The sequence below is a fragment of the Bradyrhizobium sp. CCGUVB1N3 genome (assembly GCF_024199925.1).
Classification (GTDB): domain Bacteria; phylum Pseudomonadota; class Alphaproteobacteria; order Rhizobiales; family Xanthobacteraceae; genus Bradyrhizobium.
This window is the reverse complement of the sequence record NZ_JANADR010000001.1, coordinates 8,299,770-8,313,588: the sequence shown is the minus strand read 5'-3', so window position 1 is coordinate 8,313,588 and position 13,819 is coordinate 8,299,770. Positions and strand designations below refer to the sequence as shown.

Here is a 13,819-nt window from a genome sequence, read left to right as displayed (position 1 = left end):
GTTAGGTCAGACTCGGAAATCCGCGCCAAAGCGAGCCGGGTCCGGAATTCGGGCAGTCCAGCAAGGCAATATCGTTTGATCGAAAGGCAGCGCCGACCGGATTTCGCCGGCCAGCGCAATGCCGTGGCTTGCATGGGGCAGCCGCGTCAGTGCTTGCCGCTGCCGCCACCTTCCTGCAACTTCGCCAGCACCTGGTCGAGCGAGAAGCTGCCGGGCTTCTGCCGCGGCGGGTACTCGACATAGGTTTGCAGATGTTGGCCCACTATGTCCTGCGCTGGAACGAGAACGAATGCACGCTCGACGCGCCACTTGGCGTATTCTCCCGCCTCGAACTGGGCCCGCTCGAAGGGATCAGCGCGCAAGTCCATGAGCTTTGGGAGGCGAAGCGGAATAAGCGGGTCCTGCCAAACGTCGAGACCTTTCGCGCGTTGCTCCAGGAATAATATCTTCCAGCGATCATAGCGCAGGGCAGCGAGATTGCCGTCATCGGTCCAGTAGAAATATTCTTTGCGCTTGCTTGGACCGGTGCCGGCCAACAAGCCGCGCTGATCGTAGCCGTCGAGATGGACCTTGAAGGTCTTCGGTCCTGCCTGATAGCCGGTGAGCAGCTTCTGCGTGACGTCCGGTTCGCCCGCGGCGGCCACCAGCGTCGGTACCCAATCTTCATGTGAGAAGATGTCGTTGACTTCGGTGCCGGGTTTGACGAGACCGGGCCAGAGGATCATGCCGGGGACGCGGTAGCCGCCTTCCCAACTCGCGTTCTTTTCGCCATGAAACGGCGTGGTGCCGCCATCGGGCCACGAGAACTCTTCGGCACCGTTATCCGTGGTGTAGATGACGATGGTGTTGTCGGCGATGCCGAGGTCGTCAAGCTGTTTGAGCAGCTGGCCGACCATGCCATCGTGCTCAACCATGCCATCGGCCTCCGATCCGAGACCGGTCTTGCCCTGCGAAGACGCCTTGAGGTGGGTGTAGATGTGCATGCGTGTCGCGTTGAACCAGCAGAAGAAGGGCTTATTGGCGCGGCTGTTCTTGTCGACGAAGGCCATGGCCGCGCCGAGGAACTCTTCGTCCACCGTCTCCATACGCTTTTTGGTGAGATGGCCGGTATCTTCGATTTTCTGCCGACCCACACGGCCGAACCTTGGATCCTCGGTCGGATCATCCGCTTCAGTCGCGAACGTGTGAAGGACACCGCGGGGGCCGTATCTGTTCAGGAAATTGGGATACTCGGAGGCCTTCGGATAATCCGGGTTCTCCGGCTCTTCTTCCGCGTTGAGGTGGTACAGATTGCCAAAGAACTCGTCGAAGCCATGCACGGTCGGCAGAAACTCGTTGCGGTCGCCGAGATGGTTCTTGCCGAATTGACCTGTGGCGTAGCCGAGCGGTTTGAGCAGGTCGGCTAGTGTCGGGTCTTTCTCCGACAGTCCTTCCTTTGCAGCCGGGAGGCCAACCTTGAGCAAGCCCGTCCGGAAGCAGCTTTGTCCGGTGATGAACGCGGCACGGCCTGCCGTGCAGGACTGGTGGGCGTAGAGGTCGGTAAACATCGCCCCTTCCTTGGCAATGCGGTCGATATTGGGCGTGCGGTAGCCCATCATGCCACGGCTGTAGGCGCTGATGTTCCAGTAGCCGATGTCGTCTCCGAAGATCACCAGGATGTTCGGTTTGCGAGTGGACGGCGCAGCTGTCGCTGGCGCCGTGGCGGGCGCGGCCTTCTGCGCCTGCGCCAACGCACCGGAACTCAATGTCGCCGCTGCGACCAGCGTCGACGTGCCGAGCAGAAGATTGCGGCGGCTGGGCCGAACGACATGAGTCGTGTCATCAGACTGTTGCATCACTTGCTCCAGGGACGCACAAATCCTCTCGCGGCGAACGCACGCCGCCGTAGCAATCGATTGGATCGATGTCCTACTCAGCGAGCGCGGTGTCAGCTTTGGGGGACATCGGGCACAGAGGAAACAGAAGCGGCCCGCCGTTCCTATTGATCTAGATCAAGGCAGGTCCGGTTCGGATCAAAGCCGGCAAAGCTCAACCCGAGCAGAGACTTTCCGCGGACCCCGGAAGGCGACATCGCCTTCATGAGCACGCACCCCAGCGTTGTTGCCGTCAGGCCGTGCGCTTGACCAGCGCTGCATCGGCCGACGCGCGATCGAGATGGTCGCGCATCGCCCTCGCCTGCTCGGCGCTGTGCTCGATCAGCCAGCGCTCGAACGCGACGGGTATCAGCGCCGGCGCGTAGAGAAAGCCCTGCACGACGTCGCAGCCGAGCTCGGCCAGCACCTTGCGCTGCGCCTCGGTCTCGACGCCTTCGGCGACCACGGTCATGCCGAGGCCCTGGCCGACGCGCACGACCGCGGTCGCGATCGCGAGCGCACCGGCATCGGCTTCGATATCGCGCATAAAACTGCGATCGATCTTCAGCTCGCGGATCGGCAAATGCGCCAACCGGCTCAGGCTGGAATAGCCGGTGCCGAAATCGTCCAGCGAAAGCCCGACGCCGAGCTCGCGGATCGCCTTCATGGTCTCGAGCGCAACCGCCCGCTCCTGCATGAACGCGCCCTCGGTGATCTCGAGCATCAACGCGCCCGGCGGCAGATCATGCGCGGCGAGGACGCTTCCCACATGCTTTGCCAGCACGACATTGCGGAAGTTGATCGGCGAGAGGTTGACCGACACGCAGGGGATGTCGAGCCCGGAACGGCGCCAGCTCGCCATCTGCCGGCAGGCCTCGCGGATCGACCACAGCCCGATCTGCTCGATCAGGCCGCATTCCTCTGCGAGCGGAATGAACCTGGCCGGCGAAACGTCGCCGAGGTCGGCGTCGTGCCAGCGCGCCAGTGCCTCGACGCCATGGACGGCGCCGTCGGCGGTGCGGATCTGCGGCTGGTAGCGCAGGCTGAGCTTACCCTCGGCGATGGCGCGGCGCAGCGCCGCGGTCAGGACGAGCCGCTGCTCGGCATGTCCATTCATGTCGACGCTGAAGAAGCGATGGGTGGATCGTCCCGCCTGCTTGGCCTTGTACATCGCCGCATCGGCCTGCTGCATCAGCGTGTCGATATCGGTGGCGTGATCGGGATAGAGGCTGATGCCGATGCTGGCGGACATCTGCATCTGCCGCGCACCGACCCGGAGCGGCTCGGCCAGCGCCTCGGTGATCCGGCTCGCGACGCGCGCGGCACCTTCGGCGTCGCGGTTCGGCAGCAGGATGACGAATTCGTCGCCGCCAAGCCGGCCGAGCATGTCGCTGGGCTCGATCTGCGCGCGCAGGCGATGCGCCAGCTCGACCAGGAGCTCGTCGCCCGCGGCGTGGCCGAGCGTGTCGTTGACGTCCTTGAAATGGTCGAGATCGAGAAACGCCAGCGCGACATGGCTGCCCGGGCGACAACCGTCGATCGCCGCCGTGATCAGGTGGCGCAGTTGCACGCGGTTCGGCAGGCCCGTGAGGATATCGTGATAGGCAAGCCGCGCGATCTCCGCGCGCGCTTCCTTGCGCTCGATCGCGAGCGCACCGAGATTGACGCAGGCATCGACGATGCGTCGGTGCCAGCGGCTCGGCGCGCGCGGCTCGCGATAGTAGAAGGCGAAGGTGGCGATGACCCTTCCGTCTTTGGACTTGAGCGGCGTCGACCAGCAGGCGCGCAAGCCGATCGACAGCGGCATCGCCTTGTAGGGCTGCCAGCGCGGATCCTTGTCGATATCAACGGCGAGCACCGGCTTGCCGTAATAGGCCGCCGTTCCGCAGGAGCCGACATCGGGTCCGATCGCGACGCCGTCCAGCGCGCGCGAATATTCCTCGGGAAGGCTGGGACCGCCGAGCGGATGCACGGAGCCGGCGGCATCGACGTGAAGCAGCGAGCAGACGACGTCGGGCGCGATCTCCTCGACGCGCCGGCACAGCCGGTCGGCGATCTCGGTGATCGGCACCTCGTCGGCGAGCGCGCACGTGATCAATTGCTGGAGCGATCGCAGCTGCTTGGTTTCGGTGATATCCTCGAGCAGGGCGAAGATATGCTTGACGCGGCCCTTGCGATCTCGGAAGGCATCGATCCTGGCCGCAACCCAGATCTCCTCGCCATCCTTGCTGTAGAGCATCACCTCGGCTTCGCCGCCCCGGCCACCCGCCATCAACCGCCTGCCGAGTTTTACCAGCGCCCTGCGGTTGGTGTGGCGGCCGGCCAGGAGCTCGCTCACGCGGCGCCCCTCGGCCTCATCGGAGGCATAGCCGAACACGGTGGCGAAGGCCGCGTTGGTGTAGCGGATCTTCAACTCGATATCGGTGATGATCACCGCGCGATTGGTCTGGTCGGACACCGCGTTGAGCAGTCCGATTCGCACGCGGCGTTCGGCCTCCTCGGTAACGTCGCGCGCGAAGACCGCGTAATGGGTTGTACCGATCGACGAAAGCGATATCGCAACCCTGATCCGCGTGCCGTCGCAGCGCACGAGGCTGATCTCGTCGCGAAACCCCGCTGCAGTCGGGTCGTCCAGACATTTGAGCGCGAGCACGGCTGCGTCGCGTCCGATCACGTCTGCACGCGGGAGCGTCCAGATCCGCTCCGCGGCTGCGTTGAAATGCGTGATCCTGCGGTCGGCATCGACGATGACAACGCCGTCCTCGGCCAGCTCCAGCGCAGCCAGCAGGACTTCCGGAGTTCCGATCGCGGGGCAATCGTCGGCGGACATCGTTGGACCCAGGCGCGTCGCATCTGCGTGCGACAAGGGCGGCGAGCCTAGCGGTCCGATGGTGTCCAAGAGGTTCGCTCTACCTGGCGTCGGCTTGCCAAGAAGAGACATGCTTAAGATTCCGCAAAGGAGAGCCGCGGAATTGCCAAGCAAAGCGAACCTATCCGGCGCCGGTTTCGGGCTGGAGTTTGTGCAGCCGGCCAGCGACCGCCCTCACCTTGCGAGGCGCAGCCTGCCAGATCGACAGCGCCGACAATCCGCTGACGAGCATCGCGATGGCAAAGGCGAGCGTGTAGTTGCCGGCGAGATCGTAGAGAACGCCGGTGAGCCAGGGACCGGCCGCACCGCCCGCCAACGCCATCAACATGATGGCGCCGAAGATGCTGCCCTGGTGCCTGCCCTGGAAGATCTCGAACACCACAGCGCCCATGATCGAGGTCAGCCCGTAGCCGAGCGCGCCTTGCGCGAAAACCATGACGTAGACGAGCCACAACGATGGCTGGTATCGCAGCGCGATCAGCGCCGCAAAGCAGATCGCAAAGCCAGCGCAGCTTGCCACCCAGACCCATTCCCGGCCGATCCGGTCGGAGACATGGCCGAGCAGGATCTGGCCGGGAATGCCGAGCAGGCTGACTGCGCCCAGCGACCACACTGCGACGCTCGGGCTGAAGCCGATATCGAGCAGGAATTTGGTCTGATGCACCTGCACCGCGTACCAGATGTACAGGCCGCAGAAATAGCCGAGCGCGATCCACCAGAACCGCGCCGTGCGCAGCGCACTCTTCAGCGTCCAGTCGGTCCCGGCCCAGACGGGATCGACGATGTTGGAAACGGGCTTTGCCGCGCTTGCCGACGGCGCGGCATCGCCGTCGGGCCGCAAACCGAGATCCTCGGGCCGCTTGCGCAAGAGCAGGTTGATCGGCGCCAGCGCGATCAGCAGCAAGAGCCCCATCGCGGTGCAGGCGGTGCGCCAGCCGCTCCGCTCGATCATGTGCTGCACCCAGGGCAGCAACGTCACCGAGCCGATGCCAACGCCGGCAAAGGCAATGCCGATGGCGAAGCCGCGCTTGCGGATGAACCAGTTCGGCAGGAACAGCGACTGGCCGGAATAGCCGAGACAGACGCTGCCGGCGCCGACCATGACGCCGATGGTGACATAGAGATGCCAGGGCTGGCTCGTCAGCGGCGCAAACAGCAATCCGCCACTCATCAGCGCGACGCCGACCTCCATCACCGCGCGGGGACCTGCGCGATCCATCAGCCGGCCGATCAGCGGGCTGACCACGCCCGAGATCACGAAGCCGAACGAGAAGGCGCCCGCGGTGACGCCGCGCTCCCAGCCGAACTCGGAGATAATGGGAGGAAAGAACAATGAAAAGGCGGTGCGCGCATTGACCCCGATGGCCATGGTGACGAAGGTCACCGCGACCACGACCCAGCCATAGAAAAACGGAAGCCGCATTTTGTTGGTTTCATCCCTGGACGATCTTTCCGATCATCCGGGGATGTCCGGGTCAAGCGCTTTTCGCGCATGCCCGGGCCACGCTTGCGTGCGACGGGCCTTTGCGCGGCGACGGGTCTCAGGCCGCGTCGAGCCGCGAGCCGGAGACCGGCGGCTCCGGCGCGATCCGTTCGATCGGCTGCGGCCGTCCCAGGAGGTAGCCTTGCGCGAAATTCACGCCAAGCCCCTTCAGCCGCTCGAACTGTTCGCTGGTCTCGACGCCCTCGGCGGTCACCGACATGTCGAGGCCGCGCGCCAGCGTCACGATCGAGGAGATGATGGCCGAGCTGCGCGGCCGATGGCTGAGATTGCTGATGAAGGACTTGTCGATCTTGATCTTGTCGAACGGAAACGCCGTCAGGTAGCTGAGCGACGAATAGCCGGTGCCGAAATCGTCGAGCGCCAGCTCGATGCCGATGCTCTTGAGCCGCTCGATGAAGGCGTGGTTCTCGATACCGCGCTCCAGGAGAACGGACTCGGTGATCTCGATCTCGAGGCGCTCCGGTGGCAGGCCGGAATCCTCCAGCGCCGCGCAGATCACGTCGAACAGCTCGGCTTCCTTGAACTGCACCGGCGACAGGTTGACGGCAACCCGCGCGTCCGAGGGCCATGACGCCGCGTCCTCGCAGGCGCGCCGCAGCACCCATTCGCCGAGCGCCACGATCAACCCGGTCTCTTCCGCGAGCGGGATGAACTGGTCCGGCGGGATCAGCCCGCGTGTCGGATGACGCCAGCGCACCAGCGCCTCGAAGCCGCGGCGCTCGCCGCTGGCAACATCGATGAAGGGCTGGTAGTGCAGCTCGAACTGGCAGCGCGCGATGCCGTCGCGCAAATCGCCCTCGAGCATATTGCGCGCCTCGAGCTCGGCCGACATCGCCTCGTCATAGATGGTGAAGCAGTTGCGCCCCGCCGCTTTCGAGCGGTAGAGCGCAAGGTCTGCCTTCTTCAGGAGCTGTTCCTGGTTGCTGCCATGCTCCGGCGCGATCGCAATGCCGATGCTGGTGCCGATCTCGACGCGATGGCCGGGCAGGAAGAACGGCTCGGCGACGAGCTTGGCGATCCGGCTCGCGAGCTCGGTCGAGCATACCCGCTGATCGTCGCAGCCTTCCTGGATGATCGCGAACTCGTCGCCGCCGAGCCGCGCCAGCACGTCGCTCTGGCGCAGTGCGGATTTCAGGCGCTGCGCCACCTGGCGCAGCAAGAGGTCGCCGGCGCCGTGACCGAGCGAGTCGTTGACGTTCTTGAAGCGATCGAGATCAAGCATCAGGATCGAGAAGGTCAGCCCGTCCTCGCGCATCTGCCGGTTGATCTCGTCCAGCCGCGCGAGGAAGAAGGCGCGGTTCGGCAGGCCGGTCAGGATGTCGGTCTGGGCGAGCTCGAGCACCCGGCGGTTGGCCAGCGACAGCCGCCGCGAATTGCGGCTCGCCAGCACGAGGTAGCTCGCCAGCGACAGCGTCAGAAGCATGCCGACGACCAGCACGGTGAGCGCGCGGTCATAGGCGGTTTCCAGCGGACCGCCGGCAGTCGGCACGGCGCGCACCTGCCAATCGGTGTCGCCGATCCGCAAGTTGCCCGACCAGTGCACGCCCTTCGACACGTCGCTCATCGATTGCGGCGCGGTGGCGGAGGACGAGAAATCCGGCAGCAACTGCTCGAGGCTGACGATCTGACCCGTGAAAGGCGGATAGACGTTGACGCTGATCGCGGGACTTGCCGCCGTCGTCGTGCGGATGGCGCGCAGCAGCAGCGGCAAATCGAACACGGCGCCGAGGACTCCCGCCTGGTTGCGGCGGCGATCAGCAACCGTGTCGCGCGAGGTGCCCTTGGCGTAGACGGGGACGACGGCGAGAACGTTCGGCGACTGGCCGCCTTCCCGCGGCTCGTAGAGTCGCGTGCGCAGCGCCGCGATCCGGTCACCGTCGCGCGCGCGCTCGATCGCGGCATAGCGATCCGGAATGGTCGCGTAATCCATACCGTAGACCGACGAGGTCTTCGGCTGCGTGGAATAGAACACCGGGAAATACTCATCGCCCTGCGGCGCGGTCGCAAAGCCGTCGTCCTGAAGCGATTTGATACGATAGCCGGACACGCCGTCCGCGATCGCGGCGGCCTCGTATTCGCCGCGCTCCTTGCGGTTGATCCGCGGCAGCCAGGCGACGCGGAGCATGCCCGGGTGATGCTCGAACAGCCGGCCCGCGAACGTCTCGAACTCGCTGCGGGTGACTTCATCGTTGGCCGATTCGAACAGGGTGAGAGCTGGCTCCGCAAATTCGGACAGTAGCTTGAGTGGATTTTCTGCCTGAGAGCGGCGAGGCTTCTTGCCGCGAATCAGGAGCGAAGATGACGAAGAGGAGTCGCCGGACGCATTCTCCGGCATTCAAGGCAAAGGTGGCTTTGGCGGCCGTGAAGGGGGAGAAGACGTTGGCCGAGCTGGCGCAATTGTTTGATGTCCATCCGAACCAGATCACGACCTGGAAGACCCAACTCCTGGAAGGCGCCGCCGGAGTGTTTGGGCAGGACAACGGACCGGCCGAGGCGCCGGTCGATTTGAAGGCGTTACATGCCAAGATCGGCGAGCTTGCGTTGGAGAACGATTTTTTGTCCGGCGCGCTCACCAAGGCGGGCCTGCTGAGCGCAAAGCGATGATCGACCGCGACCATGATCTGTCTGTCGTGCGCCAGGCGAAGGTCCTGAACCTTGCCCGCAGTACGGTTTACTATGAACCTCGGCCGGTTTCGGCCGAGGACCTTGTCTTGATGCGCCGGCTCGATGAGCTGCACCTCGATTATCCCTTCGCAGGGGCGCGCATGCTGCGATCGCTGTTGCAGCGTGAGGGCATGCAGATTGGCCGCCGCCACGTCGCGACGCTGATGAAGCGCATGGGGATCGAGGCGATCTATCGCCGTCCGAACACGAGCAAGCCCGCACCGGGCCACAAGATCTACCCGTACCTATTGCGCGGATTGAAGATCGAGCGGCCGAACCAGGTCTGGGCAATGGACATCAGCTACATTCCGATGCGACGTGGATTCGTCTACCTCGCGGCGGTCGTCGATGTGTTCAGCCGACGGGTGTTGGTCCATCGCGTATCGATCACGATGGAGACGATATTCTGCGTCGAAGCGCTCCAGGAGGCGTTGGCGAAGCACGGCAGGCCCGAGATCTTCAACACGGATCAGGGTAGCCAGTTCACCAGCCTCGACTTCACCGGCGTGCTGCTGGACGCGAACATCGCCATCAGCATGGACGGCAAGGGTGCCTGGCGCGACAACGTGTTCGTCGAGCGGCTGTGGCGCACTGTCAAATACGAGGAAGTCTATCTGCGTGCTTACGACAGCGTGCTCGAGGCGCGAGCATCGATTTCCAAATATCTGGCGTTCTACAACCGAGGACGTCCTCACTCGAGCCTTGACGAACGCACGCCCGACGAGGCTTACTTCGGCGCGCAAACGATGGTGACGGCCGCATGATCGTCGCCAACGATTTTGCTGCGGCTCTGGTCGGGCTTACGCCCTCCCGACGCCACAGCAAAATCGTAAAGCCCCGCCTTCAGCATAACCCGGCAGGAATCCACTTAATTTTCGCGGGGCGCTGTCCAAACAACCGGGGCCAGCTCTGTGCGCAGCGCCACCAGCCGGCTGATATATTCGTTCATGCCGTTCTGCATGACGATGGCTTCGGTTTCGGCCGCGCTCTCGAACTCGACCTTGCTGACGCGGTCCTCCCAGCGCGCGACCGCGGCCGCACCCACCACCGAGAACAAGATGCCGAGGCTTGCTGCGACGAGCGCAGGACGATAGAGCCCGGACAGCGGCGCAGGACGCCATCGCCCGATCACGCGTTTCCGATCCTGATCATTCTGATCGCGATCGCCCATCTCTCTCAGCCGTCCCTCTGGCGTGACGGATCGAACTTCTGGTTGAGCCGTCAGGACGACGATCGGACATGGGGCTCGGTTAAGAACTGCACAATTTCACTGCGGCGCCCGCCGCGACTGCGGGGCTTAGTTAACGTTTCACCCGCAAGTCGTTGCATCATGGAAACAATCTGCGCGGATTCACCGGAGTAATACGGGGCGCGATCAGCCTTGCGATTAGCGAGCTGTTCAGACGGCGGCACTATCTTTCTCCCGTAAATCCCGCAAAATCCCGCATCAACGCCGTCATGACACGAGTCCGTTCCGCGACATGCATCGTTCTGGCCATTGTGCTGGCCGCATTCGGTGCGACGGCGGCGGCAAGCGAGGAGTCCGGCGTCAGCACCGATGCGATCCTGTTCGGCCAGGCCGCGGCGCTCGAAGGGCCCTCCTCCGCGCTCGGCCAGCGCATGCGGCAAGGCATCGTCGCCGCCTTCACCGAGATCAACGCCAAAGGTGGCGTCCATGGCCGCAAGCTGCAATTGATCAGCCGCGACGACGGCTATGATCCCGACCGATCGGTGGCGCAGACGCTGCGGCTGATCGACGAGGACAAGGTGTTCGCACTGATCGGCGCAGTGGGCACGCCGACCGCGATGGCGACCATCCCGATCACCAGCCTCAGGAACGTTCCCTTCATCGGCCCGTTCACCGGCGCGGAATTCTTGCGCGACCTGGAGCTTTCCAACGTCGTCAACATCCGCGCCTCCTATGGCGCGGAGGCCGAGGCCTGGATCAGGCATCTCACTGAGGATCGCAAGTTCAGCCGCATCGGCATCTTCTACCAGGATGACGCCTTCGGCCGCGACGGTCTCGTGGGCGTGAAACGCGCGCTCGCCAAGCGCGGCCTCGAGCTTGCCGCCGAAGGCACTTTCGAGCGCAACACCAAGGCCGTCGCCTCGGCCTGGCGGATGCTCAGGCGCGCCGAGCCCGAAGCCATCGTCATGGTCGGGACTTATGGGCCGTGCGCGGAGTTCATCAAGCTCGTGCACCGCAGCGGCTTCAATCCGACCTTCGTCAACATCTCCTTCGTCGGCGCCAATGCGCTCGCCAAGGAGCTCGGGCCCGAGGGCGAAGGCGTCATCGTCTCGCAGGTCGTGCCGTTTCCCTGGGACGCGTCGCAAAAGCTCGTTGCCGACTACCAGGCAGCGCAGACGGCGTTCGACCCGACGCTGACGCCGGACTTCGTGTCGCTCGAAGGTTATATCTCCGCGCGCCTTGCGGCCGCCGCGCTGGAGAAGGCCGGACCGAACCCGACGCGTGCGCGGCTGTTGCGCGTCGTCAACGACGTCGGCCGCTTCGAGATCAGCGGCAGCAGCATCACCGTGGGCGTACGGATGATCGACACGCCACCAAAAGTGTTTCTGACGATGATCCAGAAGGACGGGACGTTCAGGCCGATCCACTAGGCTTGTACTCGCAAATCCATCCGCTTCCGGCTCAGACCTTGCGCCATAGCCTCGCTCTCGTTCGCCGGGGCGATAGCCGACCCAAGCCGAGCTGCCCCTTGAGCTGCTTGGTCGGCAGATCTTCACCGGCGACCCACAGTTTGAAATCAACGTCCAGCATATCCTCATCGAGCGCGGCGGCATTGCCGCCGATGCCGATCAGGAGCCGTCGGTTGGCCGGCTCGGCGACGAGGGTGTGCAGCGTCTGGGCGTTGCCGTAGTTGTGGAAGGCCGGCGAGGCGGAAAGGTTCAGCGCTGTGAATGTCTGTTCGGCACTGAGCTCTCGCGCGGCCCAGCCTTCGAGCGGCGGCAGCCGGTCAATCGAGTGCGCAACGCGGCGGTTCAAGCGCCTCAGTTGCGGCGTCTGGAAATGATTGGTGCAAGCGAGCCAGTCGCCACCGCGTACCGCGACCGCCCCGGCCCCAGCTTCGACCACTGCGGCCACGCCGCCGGCATCGAGCAGCGAGTAGTTGTACTGCATGGCGTGGGGCGTGCGACGCAGAAGGGCGATTGCCTCCGCCGTCGTCGCGCAGCTATCGAGCACCCGCCTGACCAGCAGCACGCTGGTGAGGCCGGGCGATCGCGGTCGCGCCTTCACGAGATGCAGGCCGATGGCGAGCCCGTGCTCGTTCATGCCGTCCAGCCGGCCAGTCAATTGGTGGCTGCCGCCGATGCTCGCGTAGCTGCCGCGCACTTGGACGAGCGCGAAGCGTGCCTCGTAGCCTCGTGGCCGAAAATCATAGTTGCGGCCATATACGCCACCGCTCATGACAGCCGAGCAGCCGCCGGTCGGCATCCGCAAACCGTCATTGCCGAAATAGGTGACCGCTTGCTCCATCGGGATGTTGAGCCCCTCGGCGATCCCGCCGATCTCCTCCCACAGCGCCGGCGCATAAGTCCTGAATGCGCGCTCCTCGGTACGAATATTGAGCCACCACGGCAGACGTACATTCTTGCGGCGGAGAAACGCCTTGCCCTTGCGCGTCGCCGCAAAGGCATCAGCCTGCGCGCGGCCGACCTCGTAAGGCGTGCCGCGACATTGCACAAAGCTGACGCGCAGCGTCTTGGCAGCGGACGCCATCGTGGTGCCTTAGGTGAGTCGAATTTCGAACGCGTGGATTACTGCCTCTATAACCTACCACCCAGCAGTCGCAAGTCGGCCTGCGGGCGTAGCACATCTGATTTCACAGCTGCCGACCGCATGTGTGTTCGGGTCAAAAGCGTCAGCCGAAGGATTTCCGCTTGACCGCCAGGAAGCTGACATCAACGTCTTTATGAGTACGCTTCACGGACGGCGTGCCCAGCGTTCGGCATTGACTGCGCCCGGCGGGACCTCGCCCTTGATGATCGCCTCCACCTGCCGCACGGTTTCCAGCGACTGATATTCGATCGCCTGCGGCGTCAGGCCGCCGACATGCGGCGTGGCGACGACGTTCGGCAGCCGCGCCAGCTCCGGCGACGGCATCTGGTCCGGCGCGCGGCCGACATCCATCGCGGCGCCGGCGATGCGCCTCTCCCGCAGTGCCGCCGCAAGCGCCGCCTCATCGACGAGATTACCGCGCGAGAGATTGATGAAGACGGCGTGCTTCTGCATGCGCGCGAGCGCTGCCGCGCCGATCAGATTCTCCGTCTGCTCGTTGGCAATCGCAAGGCAGACGACATAATCGGATGCCGCCAGGAGGTCGTCGAGCGGGACGTGCCTGATCGCGGCATCTTCGATCGCCACGAAGGGATCGGCGACCAGCACCTCCATGCGCAGCACCTTTGCGACCTCGGCAAGATAGCGGCCGATGCTGCCAAAGCCGATGATGCCGAGCCTGCTGCCGGCGAGCTGCCGGCCCATCCGCGCCTCTACCTTGCGGCCCGCCTGATAATCCGCCGTGGCTCGCGACACGCCGCGCGAGAGATCGACCATGAAGCCAAGCGCGAGCTCGGCCACCGCCTGCACGAAGCCGGGACCAGCGCGCGTCACCAGCACGCCAGCCTCTGATGCGGCCTCGACATTGACGTTGCGGATGTCGACGGCGCAGCGGACGAAGGCACGGAGGCGCGGCAGTTGCGCAAAGATCTCGCCGCGCCCTTCGGTCATGCGGTCGGCGACGATGATGTCGGCGTTCTCGGCGGCACGGACGAGGCCGGCGGCATCGAGCGGCTGGTCGCCCTCATGCAGGATCACCTCGGCCAACGCCTGCAAGCCTTTCAGGCTGCGCTCGCCGTAATAATTTTTGCGCATCTCCGGCGTGTGGGCCAGCAGAACCTTCACGGTGACAA

7 protein-coding genes and 2 pseudogenes are annotated in these 13,819 nt (G+C 64.6%); 2 read left to right on the top strand and 7 right to left on the bottom strand.

Features of this window, described 5'->3' with window-relative positions; translation table 11 throughout:
- Nucleotides 1-146: 146 nt before the first annotated feature.
- The 4 genes and pseudogenes from NLM33_RS39270 to NLM33_RS39255 form a co-directional block, all read right to left on the bottom strand.
- The gene (locus tag NLM33_RS39270; RefSeq protein WP_254103741.1) at nt 147-1,835 is read right to left on the bottom strand and encodes an arylsulfatase; all 1,689 of its coding nucleotides are present in this window, start codon (nt 1,833-1,835) and stop codon (nt 147-149) included.
- A gap of 271 nt (nt 1,836-2,106) precedes the next feature.
- A complete protein-coding gene (locus NLM33_RS39265) occupies nt 2,107-4,683 on the bottom strand; it encodes an EAL domain-containing protein (protein ID WP_254103740.1) in 2,577 nt (858 codons plus the stop codon).
- Nucleotides 4,684-4,843: 160 nt separating this feature from the next.
- The gene (locus NLM33_RS39260; RefSeq protein WP_254103739.1) at nt 4,844-6,145 is read right to left on the bottom strand and encodes an MFS transporter; all 1,302 of its coding nucleotides are present in this window, start codon (nt 6,143-6,145) and stop codon (nt 4,844-4,846) included.
- A gap of 118 nt (nt 6,146-6,263) precedes the next feature.
- Nucleotides 6,264-8,435 (bottom strand): annotated as a pseudogene (locus NLM33_RS39255) (EAL domain-containing protein); the annotation flags it as partial.
- Between the two features lie 89 nt (nt 8,436-8,524).
- Here NLM33_RS39255 and NLM33_RS39250 point away from each other — a divergent pair.
- Nucleotides 8,525-9,654, top strand: a protein-coding gene (locus NLM33_RS39250; protein WP_254095161.1) for an IS3 family transposase whose coding sequence is annotated in 2 segments (ribosomal slippage) — nt 8,525-8,777 and nt 8,777-9,654 — 1,131 coding nt in all. Because the reading frame shifts where the segments join, the coding sequence is not laid out codon by codon here.
- Between the two features lie 146 nt (nt 9,655-9,800).
- Here the strand turns inward: NLM33_RS39250 and NLM33_RS39245 are convergent.
- Nucleotides 9,801-10,061: pseudogene (locus NLM33_RS39245) on the bottom strand (histidine kinase); the annotation flags it as partial.
- A 287-nt stretch (nt 10,062-10,348) separates the two neighbouring features.
- Here NLM33_RS39245 and NLM33_RS39240 point away from each other — a divergent pair.
- Nucleotides 10,349-11,509, top strand: a complete 1,161-nt coding sequence (locus NLM33_RS39240) for an ABC transporter substrate-binding protein (RefSeq protein ID WP_254103737.1) — start codon at nt 10,349-10,351, stop codon at nt 11,507-11,509.
- A gap of 31 nt (nt 11,510-11,540) precedes the next feature.
- Here the strand turns inward: NLM33_RS39240 and NLM33_RS39235 are convergent, their stop codons facing one another.
- Nucleotides 11,541-12,629: a C45 family peptidase gene (locus tag NLM33_RS39235; RefSeq protein ID WP_254103736.1), complete on the bottom strand. Its 1,089-nt coding sequence runs from the start codon at nt 12,627-12,629 to the stop codon at nt 11,541-11,543.
- A gap of 204 nt (nt 12,630-12,833) precedes the next feature.
- Entirely contained in the window at nt 12,834-13,811 is a 978-nt protein-coding gene (locus NLM33_RS39230) for a hydroxyacid dehydrogenase (RefSeq protein ID WP_254103735.1), read from the bottom strand.
- Nucleotides 13,812-13,819: the final 8 nt, after the last annotated feature.

Bases quoted from the DNA above. Each gene is read 5' to 3' on its own strand.
- NLM33_RS39270 (WP_254103741.1), bottom strand. From the start codon at position 1,835: ATGCAACAGTCTGATGACACGACTCATGTCGTTCGGCCCAGCCGCCGC.
- NLM33_RS39265 (WP_254103740.1), bottom strand. From the start codon at position 4,683: ATGTCCGCCGACGATTGCCCCGCGATCGGAACTCCGGAAGTCCTGCTG.
- NLM33_RS39260 (WP_254103739.1), bottom strand. From the start codon at position 6,145: ATGCGGCTTCCGTTTTTCTATGGCTGGGTCGTGGTCGCGGTGACCTTC.
- NLM33_RS39240 (WP_254103737.1), top strand. From the start codon at position 10,349: ATGACACGAGTCCGTTCCGCGACATGCATCGTTCTGGCCATTGTGCTG.
- NLM33_RS39235 (WP_254103736.1), bottom strand. From the start codon at position 12,629: ATGGCGTCCGCTGCCAAGACGCTGCGCGTCAGCTTTGTGCAATGTCGC.